This is a genomic window from Paratractidigestivibacter sp. (assembly GCF_963660155.1).
Classification (GTDB): Bacteria; Actinomycetota; Coriobacteriia; order Coriobacteriales; family Atopobiaceae; genus Paratractidigestivibacter.
Genome location: NZ_CAVKWG010000028.1, coordinates 37,041 through 52,609 on the forward strand (window position 1 = coordinate 37,041; position 15,569 = coordinate 52,609).

Below are 15,569 nucleotides of genomic sequence, written 5' to 3' on the forward strand. Positions count from 1 at the left end.
CCTTATAACTGGCGGCCGCTCCCCCGAACGGCGCGCTTGCGGACGCGTATTTGCGAGCCGGATCTAGGCCTTCCAGGAGCTGACCTGCTCGCGGAGCCACTCGTACCACTCGTCCATGCCCTCGCCCGTCTTGGCGCAGATAGGGATCACGCGCGCGTTCGGGTTGCGCATGGCCACGTTGGCGCGGCAGCGGTCGAGGCTGAATTCAAAGTACGGGGCGACGTCGATCTTGTTGACCAGCACGACGTCGCAGACAGAGAACATGAGCGGGTACTTGAGGGGCTTGTCGTCGCCCTCGGGCACGCTCAGAATGCAGGCATTCTTGCAGGCGCCGGTGTCGAACTCCGCCGGGCACACGAGGTTGCCGACGTTCTCGAGGAAGATGAGAGCGGCGTCGTCGGCGGCCAGGCCGTCGAGGCCCTGCTTGCACATGCCTGCGTCCAGGTGGCACATGCCACCCGTGTGGAGCTGGATAGTCTTGGCGCCCAAGGCGGAGATGGTGGCGGCGTCGACGTCCGAGTCGATGTCGGCCTCCATGACGGCGAGCTTGAGCTCTGCGCCCAGCACCTCGATGGTGCGCGAGAGCGTGGTCGTCTTGCCGGAGCCCGGCGAGCTCATAAGGTTCAGCAGGTACTGGCCGCGAGCCTTGAGGTCGGCACGCAGGGCGTCGGCCTCGCGGTCGTTATCGGCAAAGACGGACTGCTTGATCTCAAGGACCTTGTACTCCATCGGTCTCCCTTTTGCTCGGCAGAAATATCCAGAATTATTATATCTTCCTCGATTGACACCGTGTCAAAATTCTCGGCGAGGAGTTGCGCTGGCCTAGCTCCATGGAAGTCGCTAACTGCGACACATCGGCATTTCTGTTCTGGAGGACCCCTCCGGTGGCACCCCTTCTGGCCATGGCGCCGGAAGAAGATTCTGACCTGCGCCGATTGATGAGCTGGGACAAGGTCGTGGCCTTGCGCGAAGAGCTGGCGCAGGCAACTGGGGTCGGGCAGGGGCTTCTGGCCCCAAGCCACTGGCGCAACGCCGGCGAGCGACCGGAAACGCTTCGCGACGCGCTGCCGGTGCTGACGTCCTGGGCCGAGCTTCCCATTGACGCGCTCGCTCGCTCCGACGCCGAGCTGCGCTCGTGCGAGGTTATCAGGCGAAGGCTGTGGTCGAGCGAGCTGACGCCCGGAGCAAGGGTCGCCCTCTCGGACGAACTTTCGGTCGTAAACCCGGAAGCGTGCCTGCAGCAGCTGGCGGCAAGGGCATCGCTTGCGCGGACCATCATGCTGGCCTCCGAGCTTTGCGGTAGCTTTGCTGCCTATCGTCCGCCCGCGCCCTTGCGAATTGCCTTGCAGTCATTGTTGAACCAGGGAAAGCGCCTGGATCACGGCGGGTGGGAACCCCTGCCTCACCGCGAGTGGGAGGCTCACGGACCTCTGGAAGAGACCGCCGCTCACAACGCCCGAGGACATCCGCGCATATCTGGCAAAGAGCGACTCTGCACGTGGAAGGTAGCGCCTTACCCGCGCGGGGGAGCCGGTGGTGCCCAATGCGACGTCTCCGCCCGAAGTCCAAACCGCGATGTTGCTGGGCCTTCCCCAACGACTGGGCGGCGAGGGGCTCGGCGGCTTCACCCACAATGAACGAATTGTGCTTGGGCAAACCGCGCGAACGCTATCTGCTAAGGACTGCCGCTACTGCGACCTGTACTGGGACGACGGCCTTGACCTGGAGTGCCAGAGCACTGCGTTTCACGACAACGATGCGAGCTTCCTCTCGGACGCCGATCGCAGCGCCGCACTTGAGGCCATGGGAATCCGTGTGCTGCCGATGACGAGCAGCCGGCTGGGCAGCGTCCGCAGCGTCGAGGCGCTTGCGGCAACCGCGCGGACCATGCGCGGACTTCCTAGACACGCCAAAACGCAGCGCCAGCACCAAGCAAGCGTTGAATTGCTGCGCGAAACGCAGGTTGATTGGGCCTAACTGCCCTACGTCTGATTGCTCGGCGAGTTTCTGGGAGGTTTAAATCGGCCGGACCAAATAGCCGCTCTCGGCCAACTGGGAAAACGCGGCCAAAATCGTCTCCGCCACTCGATAAATCCGATTTAAACCTCCCAGAAACTCTTCGGGCCCCTAGCTGGCCTCCCGGCACAGAAATACGGTGCCGACCCCGGGAAGGAAGGATCGGCACCGTAAAAGGGAGCCTAGCTTATATTTGCCCAGCTAGAAGCCTATGCACGCTCCTTGGAACGCTTGAAGGCAACAACGCCAAGGCCCACAAGCACCACGGCGGCGACGATGTCGACGCCGTACATCACGCTCATCCACGTGGGTGTAACGGCCGCGGGGTCACCGTCGGCGTAGCGCCAGCTGTTGACGGCGGTGTACAGGATGTTGTGGCAGGCACGACGCATCTGCTGAACCGCGGTGGCGGAGAGGTCCGTCACGTAGTTGGTGGTCTCAGTGGTGGCAAGCATGATGTCGGTACCGCCACGAATCAGCTGGTCAGCGTTCTGATACATGTAGTTCGGACCAGAGAAGTAGTCGGTCTCGACCATGCCGGTGAAGCCCCACTCGTCGCGCAGGACGGTCTGGTTCAGGCCAAGGTGGGCGCTGGAGTAGGTGTTCCCGATGTAGTTGAACGAGCCCATGATGGCCTGGGCGTCGTTGTCGGACTTGACCACGATCTCAAACGCACGCAGGTAGATCTCGCGGATAGACTGCTCGTTGGCCCAGGTGCACAGCTGGCCGTTGCGCTGGGTCTCCTGCTCGTTCAGGGCAAAGTGCTTGGTGAAGGAATAGACTCCGCGATCGGCGGCACCCAGCATCTCCTGGGCGGCCTGAGCGCCGGTCAGCACCGGGTCCTCGGAGAAGTACTCGAAGTTGCGGCCGCCAAAGGCGGAGCGGTGGATGTTGATCGACGGGGCATACCAGCCAGAGACCTGCAGCTCGTGGGCCATGTCGCCGATGGTCTCGCCAAACTGGCGGGCAAGGTTCTTGTTCCAGGTGCAGGCCATGGCAACGTTGCAGGGCAGGCCGATGGAGCTCACGCCGGTGAAGTTGTCCTTGAGGGCGGCCGGGCCGTCGACGTCGGACAGGCGGATCTTGCCGATGGAGTCCACGGCGGCGTTAGAGTAGCCGCCGTTTGCGATCAAGTTGTTCATGTCATCGACGGTCAGCTCGTCGAGAAGGTCGTTCCACTTGGCATCGTCGTAGTCAACGCCGCGCAGGTCATAGAGGCGCACCCCGTTGTTGGCACCGGTGGTGGGCATCTCGTCAGACGCGTTGTCGAACTGCGTCGGGTCGTAGTTGCCGTTGTTGTAGTAGGTGGACTTGTACTCGTCGGCCATGCCGTAGTTGGTGGGGGCAGCGGTGGCCTCAGCGTAGTTTGCAAAGCCGTTGGCGCGCGAGAGGTACACAAGGTCGCCGTTGGCGTCGTCGAAGACGTTGGTGGCCACGACCTCGTCGCCGTTGTGGGTGTTGTCGGCGGTGTTGTAGGCGTTGGTCTCGGCAACGCTCACGACAGTGGACGCGTACTCGGTGTGGGAGTCTGCGTTGATGCTGACGGTGTAGTCGCCGGCCTCAAGCACGTAGGCCTTGGCGTTCTGGTAGTCGTAGGAGGCCAGGTCGTCATCATCGAAGCTGATGGAGATGGTCTGGGACTCGCCAGGCTCGAGCAGCTTGGTCTTCTCGTATGTCACGAGGTTGGCCGTGGCCTTCTCGATGCCGCCGTTGGTGTAGGGCGGGTTGGAGTAGACCTCGACGACGTCCTTGCCGGCAACGGAGCCGGTGTTGGTGACGGTGACGTCAAAGCTCACGGTGCCGTTAGCGTAGGTCACAGCGCCCATGGACTGCGAGAAGGTCGTGTAGGAGAGGCCGTAGCCAAACGGGAACTGCACGGTGCTGTCGTAGTCGATGAGGCCCTCGTCAGAGGCGGTCTCGTAGAAGCGATAGCCCACGTAGATGCCCTCGGTGTAGTTCACGAAGCGCGGGGAGCGAGTGCCGCGGGCAGACTCCACCTGGAACTCCTCGACGTTGTCATAGGCAAAGTCGCCAAAGTTGTTCCAGCTGGGGGCCTGGGTCAGGTCGTACAGGAACGTGTCGGACGTCTTGCCGGAGGGGTTGGTCTCGCCGGAAAGCACGGTACCCAGGGCGGTGAAGCCGGCCTGGCCGGGGTGCGGGGCCCAGACAACGGAGCTGATCTGCGGGTAGTCGTTGACGAATCCCATCTCAAAGGCGTTGGCGCCGTTGTAGACAACCACGACGTTCTCGAAGTTAGCGCAGACGAGGTCGAGCATGTCGTGCTCGGTACGGTTGAGCTCGAGGTAGTGCTGGCCAGCTTCAAAGTCGTCGTACTCGGCGGAGTTGTTATTGTAGATGACGTCGTCGGCCTTCATGTCGATCGGCAGGTCAAGGCCCTCGCCGCCCACGCGGCCGATGACCACGATGGCGGTGTCGGAGTAGGCCTTAGCGTTGTCGATGAGCTCCTGGCTGTAGTTGGCCGCGGGCGGCTCGGAGAGCGTCCAGTCGGCGGCAGTGACGGAGATCTTGCCGCGCTCGGTGGCGTAGCTGGTGTAGAAGTCCGACAGCTCCTGGTTGGTGGTGAAGCCGGCGTTGTTGAGGCCGTCAAGAAGCGAGACGGTGTCATAGGCGTCGGACAGCGAGCCGGAGCCGGTGCCGCCGTAGATCGGGTTGGTGGAGGCCCAGCCAAACACGTTCACGTTGCCCTTGGCCAGCGGCAGCGTGCCGTTGTCGTTCTTGAGAAGAGTGATGCCCTCCTCCTCGATGTCAACGGCGAGCTTGTTGGTGGCCTCGATGGTCTCGGCGGAAAGCGAGAGCTTCTCGGCGGTGGCCGAGGTCACGATGTTCTTGAGTGGGCCCATGAGCATCGAGTTCACGGACGCCAAGGCAACCGCCACAGCCACGATCCAGGTAAGGGCGTGCGTCAGCTTGCGCTTGCCCTCCCCGGCAATCCTCTTTGCGCCGGTAAACACCGTCACCAGGATGGCGGCGAGAAACGCGACGCCGATGACGGCCAGCTGCGGCGCCACAGACTGCAGCACGGCAAGGACATCATCCATGTTGAGTTCCAACATCTTATCTTCCTCCCTTTTTCTCTTCCCACGCGGTGCCGGCGGGCCCGACACCTGCGCTTTTCTCGCCGAAACTTTATTAAACTGAGCTGAAGAGGTTAAGGGGCCCGGGTTGTTTGGTCAGTTTTCTGTCAGCTAATGACGATGGCCGACCGCTGGCGGCGTGTCGAAATTGGCCGACCCCGTTGCCCGGTACAATCTCTAGGCGAGGGAAGAGGAGCCCAAAGGGAGGCCGAATTGCTTAAAGTCTTGATAGTCGAGGACTACCCGGACGAGGCTGATGCGCTGCGTGAGGCGCTCGAGCGCTATGCCCAGCGCCACGACCTTGACCTCCGCATAACCTGGAGCGAGGCGGCCCAGGCGCTTGCCACCGGCAGCCGCACCTTTGACCTGGTGTTTCTTGACATTGAGCTGCCAGGCATGAGCGGCATGGATGCGGCCACCCTCATGCGCTCCTACGACTCCAGCACCCCCATCATCTTTACCACCAGCCTGCAGCAGTACGCCGCGCGCAGTTACGAGGTGGACGCCGCCGGCTTCATCGTCAAGCCCGTGACCTACCCAAAACTCGAGATGTGCATGGACAAGGTCGTCGGGCGGCTGCGCGCAAGTGCCAGCAGGCGCCTTGTCTTCAACGTTGCCGGAGGCATGCGCGTGCTTGACGTCAACGACATCCGCTATGTAGAGCTGCAGCGCCACGACCTTGTCTTTCACCTTGGCGGCGCCGAGCCGCTCAAGCTGCGCGGCACCATACGAGAAGTGCTCGAGCGCGCAGGTGGCGAGGGGCCGCTGGTCCAGATCTCCAGTGGGTGTCTGGTGAACATGGACTTCATCCGCCTGATCAAGGGCTCCGACATCCAGATGGCCGACGGAACCCTGTTGGCACTGTCCCGCAGCCGCAAGAAGGAGGTCCTCGACACCTTCTCAAGCTACCTCGGCAAGGCGTTCTAATGGATATTCTTCAGCGCATCGTCTACATGAGCATGCCAAACGTGCTCACCATCTTCATTGCGATCGGGATGTTTTGCTCGCTGTACCCGCTGCGGCCGCGCCCTGCCCTCAACTTTGCTGCCTGCGCCCTTGTCTGCGTTGCACTCTCCTGCGGCAGCACCTTCATTCAGCTTGTGGTAAGGCCCGCACTTGTCACGCAGCTCGGCTCATACATTTCCAGCTTTCCCACGCTTGCCTACTTTGTGCTGGTGCTTCTCGTCTGCATTCCCTTGTTCAGGCTTCCCTTTGAGCTCACGTTGTGGGACGCAGCCTTCTGCTGCACCGCCGGCTACATCATGCAAAACATCGGCCACATACTCTGGCAGGCGGCAACCAACCTGATGCCTGCGCTGGACATGCTTGCCAACTTGCCTCGAGTTGCGCTTCTCTATACCTTCTACCTGCTGCTCTTTGCTCTTGGCTACGTCACGGTCATCAAGAACATCCACGCAAATCGCCTTGAGGGCGAAGGCGACTGGCGCACCGGATTTGTTGTTGCCGGCGTCATTGCGGTCAACATCGGCCTCAGCTCCATAGTTGAGAGCCTGCAAGGTCAAGGCGCTCTGCACGTAAGCCAGTACCTAGCGCTTGTCATCTGCATGCTGATGGTAAGCGCACTCACCTTTCTTCTTGACTACACAATTCTCTTTAGCAACCGCATGCGCGAAGACGCGGCGGCGGCGCGTCAGCTTGTACAGGACCAGCAGCGCCAGTACGAGCTTTCCGCAGAGACAATCGAGGCCATCAACGTGCGCTGTCACGACATTCGCCATCAGGTACGCCAGCTGTCGACCCAGACGGATACGCAAGGGGAACTTCTCGAGGAGATCTCTGGTTTGATCTCGGTCTATGACGCCGGCATCAACACACACAACAAAGCCCTAGACGTGATTCTCACCGAAAAGAGCCTGCTTTGCCAGGGCCGCAGCATCCAACTGGCCTGCACCGCAGATGGCAAGTCCCTGTCCCACATGGCCGAACAGGACATCTATTCACTCTTTGGCAACGCCCTCGATAACGCCATTGAAGCCGTCGAGAAGGTCCGTGACCCCGAGCGTCGGCTGATCGACGTGAGCACGCACTCGCTTGGTCAGATGCTTTGCGTGCAGGTGCGCAACTACTACGATTCGGAGCCTCAGTTTGTTGAGGACGGCAGCCTTGCCACATCCAAGAAAGACGGCGGCCTGCACGGCTATGGAACGCGCTCGATGCGCCTTGTAGCCGAGCGTTATGACGGATCTTGCAGCTTTGAGGCAAACGACGGCCTGTTCTGTGTGTCCGTCCTGCTTCCGGTGCCCGCCTAGGTACTGCGAAACTCACCCGGCAAAGGTGCTCGACGGGGGTCCAATACGCAAAAAAGGGGGCGGTCCGAAGGACCTCCCCCTAGCGTTCGCTATGCCCAAGAATGGCTTATTCGTCGTCCTCGTCGGCGGCCTCGGACGTAACAACCTGGGAAAGTAGGTCATCGAGGCTGCCCAGGTCCTCGTTGATGATGTCGCCGGAGTTTTCGTCGGTAGAAGCGCCGCCGATCAGCTCGTCATCGTCGAAGTGGTGCTTGGCGGGAGCTGCGGAGCCGAGCATGATGTCGCCGTCCGCGTCGGGCGAGAACACCATGTTGAGAAGCTGCGAGAGATCCTCGGAGTCGGCCTCGTCGTCCTCGGGCTCGAGGATATAGAGAAGGCCGCGGGCCTCGAGGCCGTCGCGGAGCTCCTCGATGGCCTTGGCGCCGATGCCGTCAATGCGCAGCAGGTCATCCTCAGTCTTGCCGATGAGGTCGCCCACGGTCTCAATGCCGACCTCGCTGAACTTGTTGGTCCAGCGCTGCGACACGCCGAGGTCGTCGAACAGGTAAAGCTTGGCGTCCTCGGAAGAGAGGGTGCGGCCGTTCTTGGAATAAACGCCGCCGAAGCCGTAGTCGTCGCCGACCCAGTCGAGCTGCTTGGGAAGCTGCTCCTCGATGCCCTTGAGCTCGTCGGGGGCCCACTCGGGAAGGCATTTGGCCATCGGCGAGGTGGGGCCGTCGATCTTCTGGCCGTGGTAGGTTGTCGACACGTTGTGGTACGCGGCGAGGCCGGTGCCGGCCGGAATCTGCTTGCCGACGATGACGTTGGACTTGAGGTCCAGCAGGTGGTCGGTGTCGCCCTCGATGGCAGCCTCGGTGAGGACGCCGGCGGTGCGAATGAACGAAGCGCTGGACAGCCAAGAATCGATTGAGCTGGCGACCTTAAGGGCACCGAGGATGACCGGCTCGGCCTCGGGCGGGTTGCCGCCGGCCAGCGTGATGTTCTGTACCGTCTCGGCAAAGATGTAACGGTCGACGTACTGGCCGAGCAGATACTGCGAGTCGCCCGGGTTGGTGACCTGGACGCGGCGCAGCATCTGGCGCGCGATGACCTCGATGTGCTTGTCGTCGAGGTCGACGCCCTGGGACGTGTAGACATCCTTAACGGAGTCGACGAAGACGTGCATGGTCGACTCGATGTCGGTCAGCTTGCGGAGCTTACGGAAGTTGACGAAGCCACGGGTAATCTGGTCGCCGGCGCGAACCTCGACGCCGTCCTCGACACCCGGCATGAAGCGGGCGGACGCGGGAACGGTCCATTCCTCCACAACGCGGGTCAAATCCTCAGGGTCGAGGATGGAGATGCGGTACTCGGTCTGCTCCGGGCGGATGCGAAGAAGGCCGGACACGGGGGCCAGGTCGGCCTCGCGGCCCAGGATCTTCTCGTTGACGTTGCCGACGACGTCGAACATGCGGGCAACCGTCGGGAGGCCCTGCGTGATGTCGTCAGCGCCAGCGACGCCGCCGGAGTGAATCGTACGCATGGTGAGCTGGGTGCCCGGCTCGCCGATGGACTGGGCGGCGATGATGCCGACAGCGGTGCCGATGTTGACCGGGCGACGGGTCGAGAGGTCCCAGCCGTAGCACTTCTGGCAGACGCCGTACTTGCTCTTGCAGGTAAGAAGCGCGCGGAGCTGGATCTTCTTGACGCCGTGCTCGACGAGCATCTGTAGGTCGGCCTTGGACTCGATGTAGCCGCCGGCCTCGACGAGGACCTCGCCGGTCTCGGGATCGACGACCGGGTTGAGCGTACAGCGGCCGATGAGGTCGACGTTCACATCGCTCTCGCCCGGCTTGACAATCTGGTAGGTAACGGCCTCGTCGGTGCCGCAGTCCTGCTCGCGCACGATGACGTCCTGACCCATGTCGACAAGTCGACGGGTCAGGTAGCCGGAGTCGGAGGTGTGCGACGCGGTGTCTACCAGGCCCTTACGGGCGCCGTAGGTCGAAATGAAGTACTCGAGCGGCTCGAGGCCCTCGCGGAAGTTCGCCTTAATCGGAAGGTCGATCGTCTCACCAGACATGTCGGCCATGAGGCCTCGCATGCCGGCCAGCTGGCGAAGCTGGGTCTTGGAGCCACGGGCGCCGGAGTCGGCCATCATGTAGATAGGGTTGTCCTCAGCGAAGCCCTCGAGCATCTTGGAGCCGAGCAGGTCGGTGCACTCAGTCCAAGCGTTGACGACCTCGACGTGGCGCTCGCGCTCGGACAGGAAGCCGTCCTCGTAGTACTCGTTGATCTGGTCGACGCGGTCCTGCGCCTCCTCGATGAGCTCTTTCTTGTCGACCGGAATCACGGCGTCCCACACGGAAACCGTGAGGCCCGCGAGGGTCGCGTAGTGGAAGCCGGTGGACTTGATGGCGTCAAGAATCGGCTCGACGTCGGCCAGCGGGTAGCGGTCGCAGCAGTCGTTGACGAGCCACGAGATGTCGCTCTTCACCAGCTTGTAGTTGATGAAGGGGTAGTCGGGCGGCAGGCACTGACGGTTGAAGATGGCGCGGCCGATGGTCGTGGTAAAGCGGACGGGGCCGTTGCTAAGGTCGATGTCCTCGGTCTTGCCCTTGCCCACGAGCACGCGGAAGATGCGCTTACCGTCCTCAACGACGTTGGCCTCGGAGGGGTCGATGCGGACCACGACGGGAACCTGGAGGTCGAGGGTGGAGTCGCCCTCGGAGGCGCGCAGGGCGTCCTCGAAGTCGGCGTAGACCACAGGCTCCACGCCGTCAGCGAGGGCTTTCTCGGAGGTCAGGTAATATGAGCCGAAGACCATGTCCTGCGACGGGACGGTCAGCACCTTACCGGAAGCCGGCGAGCGCAGGTTGTTGGAGCTGAGCATGAGAACGCGGGCCTCGGTCTGGGCCTGCGTGGAAAGCGGCAGGTGCACGGACATCTGGTCGCCGTCGAAGTCGGCGTTGAAGGGGGCGCAGACCAGCGGGTGCAGGTGGATGGCCTTGCCCTCGACGAGGACCGGCTCGAAAGCCTGAATCGAGAGACGGTGCAGCGTAGGTGCGCGGTTGAGGAGCACCAGGCGATCCTGGATGACCTCCTCGAGCACGTCCCAAACGGCGGACAGCTGACGATCGATGGCGCGCTTGGCGCCCTTGATGTTCTCGACCTTCTCGAGCTCGACGAGACGGCGCATCACAAAAGGCTTGAAGAGCTCGAGCGCCATCTGCGAGGGCAGGCCGCACTGGTGCAGCTTGAGCTTGGGATCGACGACGATGACCGAACGGCCGGAGTAGTCGACGCGCTTGCCCAGCAGGTTCTGGCGGAAGCGGCCCTGCTTGCCCTTGAGGGCCTCGGCGAGCGACTTCAGCGGGCGGCCACCGCGACCGGTGACGGGACGGCCTCGACGGCCGTTGTCGAAGAGGGCGTCCACGGACTCCTGGAGCATGCGCTTCTCGTTGTTGACGATGATGGCGGGGGCGTCCAGGTCGAGCAGGCGCTTGAGTCGGTTGTTGCGGTTGATCACGCGGCGATAGAGGTCGTTCAGGTCGGAGGCGGCGAAGCGGCCACCATCGAGCTGGACCATCGGTCGCAGGTCGGGCGGGATGACGGGGATGACGTCGAGGATCATGTCCGCGGGGTCGTTGCCGCCCTTGAGGAAGGCGTCGACAATCTCGAGACGCTTGACGGCCTTCTCGCGCTTCTGCTTCTGGGCGTCATCGGAGGCGATGATGGCACGCAGGCTCTCGGCCTCGGCTTCGAGGTCGACGTTGCGAAGAAGCTCGCGCACGGCCTCGGCGCCCATGCCGCCCTTGAAGTAGATGCGGTAGTAGCGCTTGAGCTCGGAGAAGAGGCCCTCGTCGGCGATAAGCTCGCGCTCCTCGAGCTGCATGAACTTCTCGTAGGCATCGCGGCGAAGCGCTTTCTCCTCCTCATACTCCTCCTCGAGGTCGGCGATGCCGGCGCGGATCTCGTCGGCGGAGAGGGGCTCGAAGTCGTCGAACTCGTCGCCGGTGGCCTCACCCTGCTCCTTCAGGCGCGCGATCTGGTCGTCGCGCTCGGCGTCGAGCTCCTCGAGGTCGGCGGCGAGCTCCTCGCGCAGGTCGTCGGCGTCGGCCTCGCGGGCCTCGGTGTCAACGTTGGTGATGATGTAGCTGGCGAAGTACAGGACCTTCTCGAGGTCCTTGGACTTGATGTCCAGAAGGCGGGCGAGCGGGAAGGTCGCGGGGCTCTTGAAGTACCAGATGTGGCTCACGGGAGCGGCGAGCTCGATGTGCCCCATGCGGTCGCGGCGCACCTTGGCCGTGGTGACCTCAACGCCGCAGCGCTCGCAGACGATGCCCTTGAAGCGGATGCCCTTATACTTGCCGCAGGAGCACTCCCAGTCCTTGACGGGACCGAAAATCTTCTCGCAGAACAGGCCGTCCTTCTCGGGCTTGAGGGTGCGGTAGTTGATGGTCTCGGGCTTCTTCACCTCGCCGTAAGACCAGCCGCGAATCGCGTCGGCGGAGGCCAGCGAGATCTTGATCGCGTCGAAGTCGGTGGTATCGAAGTCTGCCACAGTTACTCCTTATCGCTGTTCGCGTCGCCTGCGAGGACGGTCTGGTCCTCGAGGTCATCGGTCAGGCCGCCGATCAGGTCGTCGACGCCGTTCATGTTCACAAAGACGTCCACAGAGTCCTCGGCGGCCGGAGCCTCCTGCTTGGCGCGCTGCTCGCGCTTCTTGTAGGAAATCGGCTGAATATCGAGCGCCAGGGAACGGATCTCCTTGACGAGGACCTTGAAGGACTCGGGGATGCCGGCGGAAGGCACGTTCTCGCCCTTGACGATGGCCTCGTAGGTCTTGACGCGGCCGTTAGTGTCGTCGGACTTGACCGTGAGGATCTCCTGTAGGACGTTGGCGGCGCCGTACGCGTACAGCGCCCAAACCTCCATCTCGCCGAAGCGCTGGCCGCCGAACTGGGCCTTGCCGCCGAGCGGCTGCTGGGTGACGAGAGAGTAAGGGCCAGTCGAGCGGGCGTGGATCTTGTCGTCGACCATGTGGCCGAGCTTCAGGATGTAAGAAACGCCAACGGTGATCTGGCTCTTGAATGGCTCACCAGTGCGGCCATCGTAGAGCGTGGTCTTACCGCGCTCGTTGAGCTGCGGGACGAAGTCAAGGCGCATGTGCTCGCCGTACTCCTGGATGGCCTTGTTGACCATGTTGATGTTGGAGCGGCGGATGACCTCGGCAACCGCAACGTCGGTCGCGCCGTCCAGAACCGGCGTGGCGACCTTGATCGGGCCTTCGACGTAGCGGGTGGACTCGGTGGACTCGTCGTCCCAGCCGTGCGCGGCGGCCCAACCGAGGTGGCACTCGAGCAGCTGGCCGACGTTCATACGCGACGGGACGCCCAGCGGGTCGAGAAGCACGTCGACGGGGGTGCCATCGGCCATGTAGGGCATGTCCTCCACGGGCAGGACGTTGCAGACGACGCCCTTGTTGCCGTGGCGGCCGGCGATCTTATCGCCCTGCTGGATCTTGCGGCGCTGAGCGACGAAGACGCGGACGAGCTCGTTGACTCCCGGCGGGAGGTCGTCGCCGGCCTCGCGGCTGAAGCGGACGACGTCGACGACGCGGCCGTAGGAGCCGTGGGGCATCTTGAGGGAAGTGTCGCGGACGTCATGGGCCTTGGCACCGAAGATGGCGCGAAGCAGGCGCTCCTCGGCGGTCAGAGCGGTCTCGCCCTTGGGCGTGACCTTGCCGACCAGGATGTCGCCAGGGCCGACCTCGGCGCCGATGCGGATGATGCCGTCATCGTCGAGGTTGGCAAGCATGTCCTCGCCCATGTTCGGGATCTCGCGGGTGATCTCCTCGGGACCGAGCTTGGTGTCGCGGGCATCGATCTCGTGACGGGAGATGTTGACGGAGGTAAGCAGGTCCTCCTGCACCACACGCTCGGAGACGACGATGCCGTCCTCGTAGTTGAAGCCCTCCCACGGCATGTAGGCCACGGTGAGGTTGGCGCCCAGGGCGAGCTCGGAGTTCTGGATGGAGGTGCCGTCGGCCAGCGGCTGGCCGGCCTTGACCTCGTCGCCGGAGCGGACAATCGGGCGGTGGTTGATGCAGGTGCTCTGGTTGGAGCGCTGGTACTTGGGCAGGTCGTAGCGCTCGGAGCCGTGTTTGTCGGAGTAGACAACCACGTGGGCGGCGTCGGCCTCAGTGACCACGCCGTCGTGGAAGGCGCGGATGAGCTCGCCGGAATCCAGGGCGGCGCGCGACTCCATGCCGGTGCCGACGAACGGGGAGTTCGCGCGAATCAGCGGCACGGCCTGTCGCTGCATGTTGGCGCCCATGAGGGTACGCTTCGCGTCGTCGTGCTCGAGGAACGGGATGAGGTTGGCGGCGACGGAGAGCAGCTGGCGCGGACTCACGTCCATGTAGTCGACCTCGTTTACGTGCACCTGGGCGGGAGCGCCGAAGGAGCCGTCGAAGTCGCGCGTACGGGCGATGACGCGCTCGGGGTTGTACAGGTTGCCGTGGGAGTCGATGGCCACGAACTTGCCGGTCTTCTTGTCGAAGAGCGTGTTCGCGGGGGCAATGTTGTGGGTCTCCTCCTCGTCGGCGGTCATCCAGTCGATCTCGTCGGTGACCTTGCCATCGACCACGCGACGATACGGCGCCTCGATGAAGCCGTAGTCGTTAACGTGGGCGTAGAGCGCAAGCGAGCCGATAAGGCCGATGTTCGGGCCCTCGGGGGTCTCGATCGGGCACATACGGGCGTAGTGCGAGTTGTGGACGTCGCGGACGGCCGTCGGCACGTTGGTGCGGCGGCTGGAGCCGGACTTGTGTCCGGCCAAGCCGCCCGGGCCGAGGGCCGAGAGGCGGCGCTTGTGGGTAAGGCCGGCCAGCGGGTTGGACTGGTCCATGAACTGCGAGAGCTGAGAGGAGCCGAAGAACTCCTTGATGGCCGCCACGATCGGGCGGATGTTGATCAGGCTCTGCGGAGTGATGTCATCGGGGTCCTGGGACGCCATGCGCTCGCGGACGACGCGCTCCATGCGGCTCATGCCGATGCGGAACTGGTTCTGGACGAGCTCGCCCACGGTGCGCACGCGGCGGTTGCCGAAGTGGTCGATGTCGTCGAGACGGCAGTTGGAATCGCCGTTGAAGATGGCAAGGAGGTAGCGCAGGGAGGCGACGATGTCCTCCTGCGTGAGCACCTTGTCGGCGGAGTCGACGTCGATGCCGAGCTTCTTGTTGACCTTGTAGCGGCCAACGCGAGCAAGGTCATAGCGCTGCGGGTTGAAGAAGAGGCCGTCGAGGAGGCTGCGGGCGGAGTCCACGGTAGGGGGCTCGCCGGGGCGCTGGCGACGGTAAATCTCGAGCAGGGCGTCCTCGCGAGTGGTCGCGGTGTCGCGCTCGAGGGTGTTGCGGACGATGTCGGAGTCGCCGAGCAGCGAGAGAATCTCGTCGTCGGTCTCAGCGATGCCGAGAGCGCGCAGGAACATGGTCGCGGACTGGCGACGCTTGCGGTCGATGGAGACGACCAGGTGGCCGCGCTTATCGACCTCGAACTCAAGCCAAGCGCCGCGAGCGGGGATGAACTGTGCCTTGTAGACCCGGATCCCGTTGTCCATCTCAGTGGAGAAGTACACGCCCGGAGAGCGAACGAGCTGCGAGACGACGACGCGCTCGGTGCCGTTGATGACGAAGGTGCCGCGCTCGGTCATGAGCGGGAAGTCGCCCATAAAGACGAGCTGTTCCTTGATCTCACCGGTCTCGAGGTTGGCGAAGCGGACGTCCACAAAGAGGGGCGCCTGGTAGGAGATGTCCTTTGCTCGACACTCCGCGATGGTGTGAGCGGGGTCGCCGAACTGGTGGTCGCCGAACGTGACCTGCATGGTCTTGGCGTTGTTCTCGATGGGAGAGAACTCGCCGAAGGACTCCTGGAGCCCATCGCCCATGAAGCGCTCGAACGACTCTTTTTGCACGGAGATGAGGTTCGGCAGCTCCATGGCATCGTCGATCTTGCTGAAGGTCATGCGTCCAGTAGTGCCTTGCGGTTTGGTGAGAGAAGTCTTTGTGGTAGTCACCAGGCTTTTCCTCCTTCAAAAAGGGTGGAAGGCGGCAATTGTCGCAACGTAATAATTTAGACGAAGCACCTGGCAGGGTCAACAATAACGCTTGACTTACAGATCATTTTGAATTATCTTTTTTTAACTA

General features: G+C 63.0%; 7 protein-coding genes. 3 read left to right on the top strand and 4 right to left on the bottom strand.

Translation table 11 applies throughout. From position 1 onward, the window contains the following. Positions 1-63: 63 nt before the first annotated feature. A complete protein-coding gene (gene hypB / locus U5709_RS04920; RefSeq protein WP_321972919.1) occupies positions 64-729 on the bottom strand; it encodes a hydrogenase nickel incorporation protein HypB in 666 nt (221 codons plus the stop codon). 807 nt (positions 730-1,536) lie between these two features. Here hypB and U5709_RS04925 point away from each other — a divergent pair. Next, positions 1,537-1,977 (top strand): hypothetical protein, encoded by a 441-nt coding sequence (locus tag U5709_RS04925; RefSeq protein ID WP_321972920.1) that lies wholly within the window; start codon positions 1,537-1,539, stop codon positions 1,975-1,977. 248 nt (positions 1,978-2,225) lie between these two features. Here the strand turns inward: U5709_RS04925 and U5709_RS04930 are convergent, their stop codons facing one another. Further along, positions 2,226-5,090, bottom strand: coding sequence for a glycoside hydrolase family 3 protein (locus U5709_RS04930; protein WP_321972921.1), 2,865 nt, complete (start codon positions 5,088-5,090; stop codon positions 2,226-2,228). A gap of 234 nt (positions 5,091-5,324) precedes the next feature. On the opposite strand from U5709_RS04930, the gene U5709_RS04935 reads away from it, so the two are divergent. Both U5709_RS04935 and U5709_RS04940 read left to right on the top strand, forming a co-directional pair. After that, positions 5,325-6,038, top strand: coding sequence for a LytTR family DNA-binding domain-containing protein (locus U5709_RS04935; protein ID WP_321972922.1), 714 nt, complete (start codon positions 5,325-5,327; stop codon positions 6,036-6,038). Then, positions 6,038-7,381, top strand: a complete 1,344-nt coding sequence (locus U5709_RS04940; RefSeq protein WP_321972923.1) for an ATP-binding protein — start codon at positions 6,038-6,040, stop codon at positions 7,379-7,381. Before U5709_RS04935 ends, U5709_RS04940 begins: the two co-directional genes overlap by 1 nt. A 106-nt stretch (positions 7,382-7,487) precedes the next feature. Here U5709_RS04940 and U5709_RS04945 read toward each other — a convergent pair whose 3' ends face one another. After that, positions 7,488-11,924, bottom strand: coding sequence for a DNA-directed RNA polymerase subunit beta' (locus tag U5709_RS04945; RefSeq protein WP_321972924.1), 4,437 nt, complete (start codon positions 11,922-11,924; stop codon positions 7,488-7,490). 2 nt (positions 11,925-11,926) lie between these two features. Further along, on the bottom strand, positions 11,927-15,388 hold the full coding sequence (locus U5709_RS04950; RefSeq protein ID WP_321971715.1) for a DNA-directed RNA polymerase subunit beta: 3,462 nt from the start codon (positions 15,386-15,388) through the stop codon (positions 11,927-11,929). Positions 15,389-15,569: the final 181 nt, after the last annotated feature.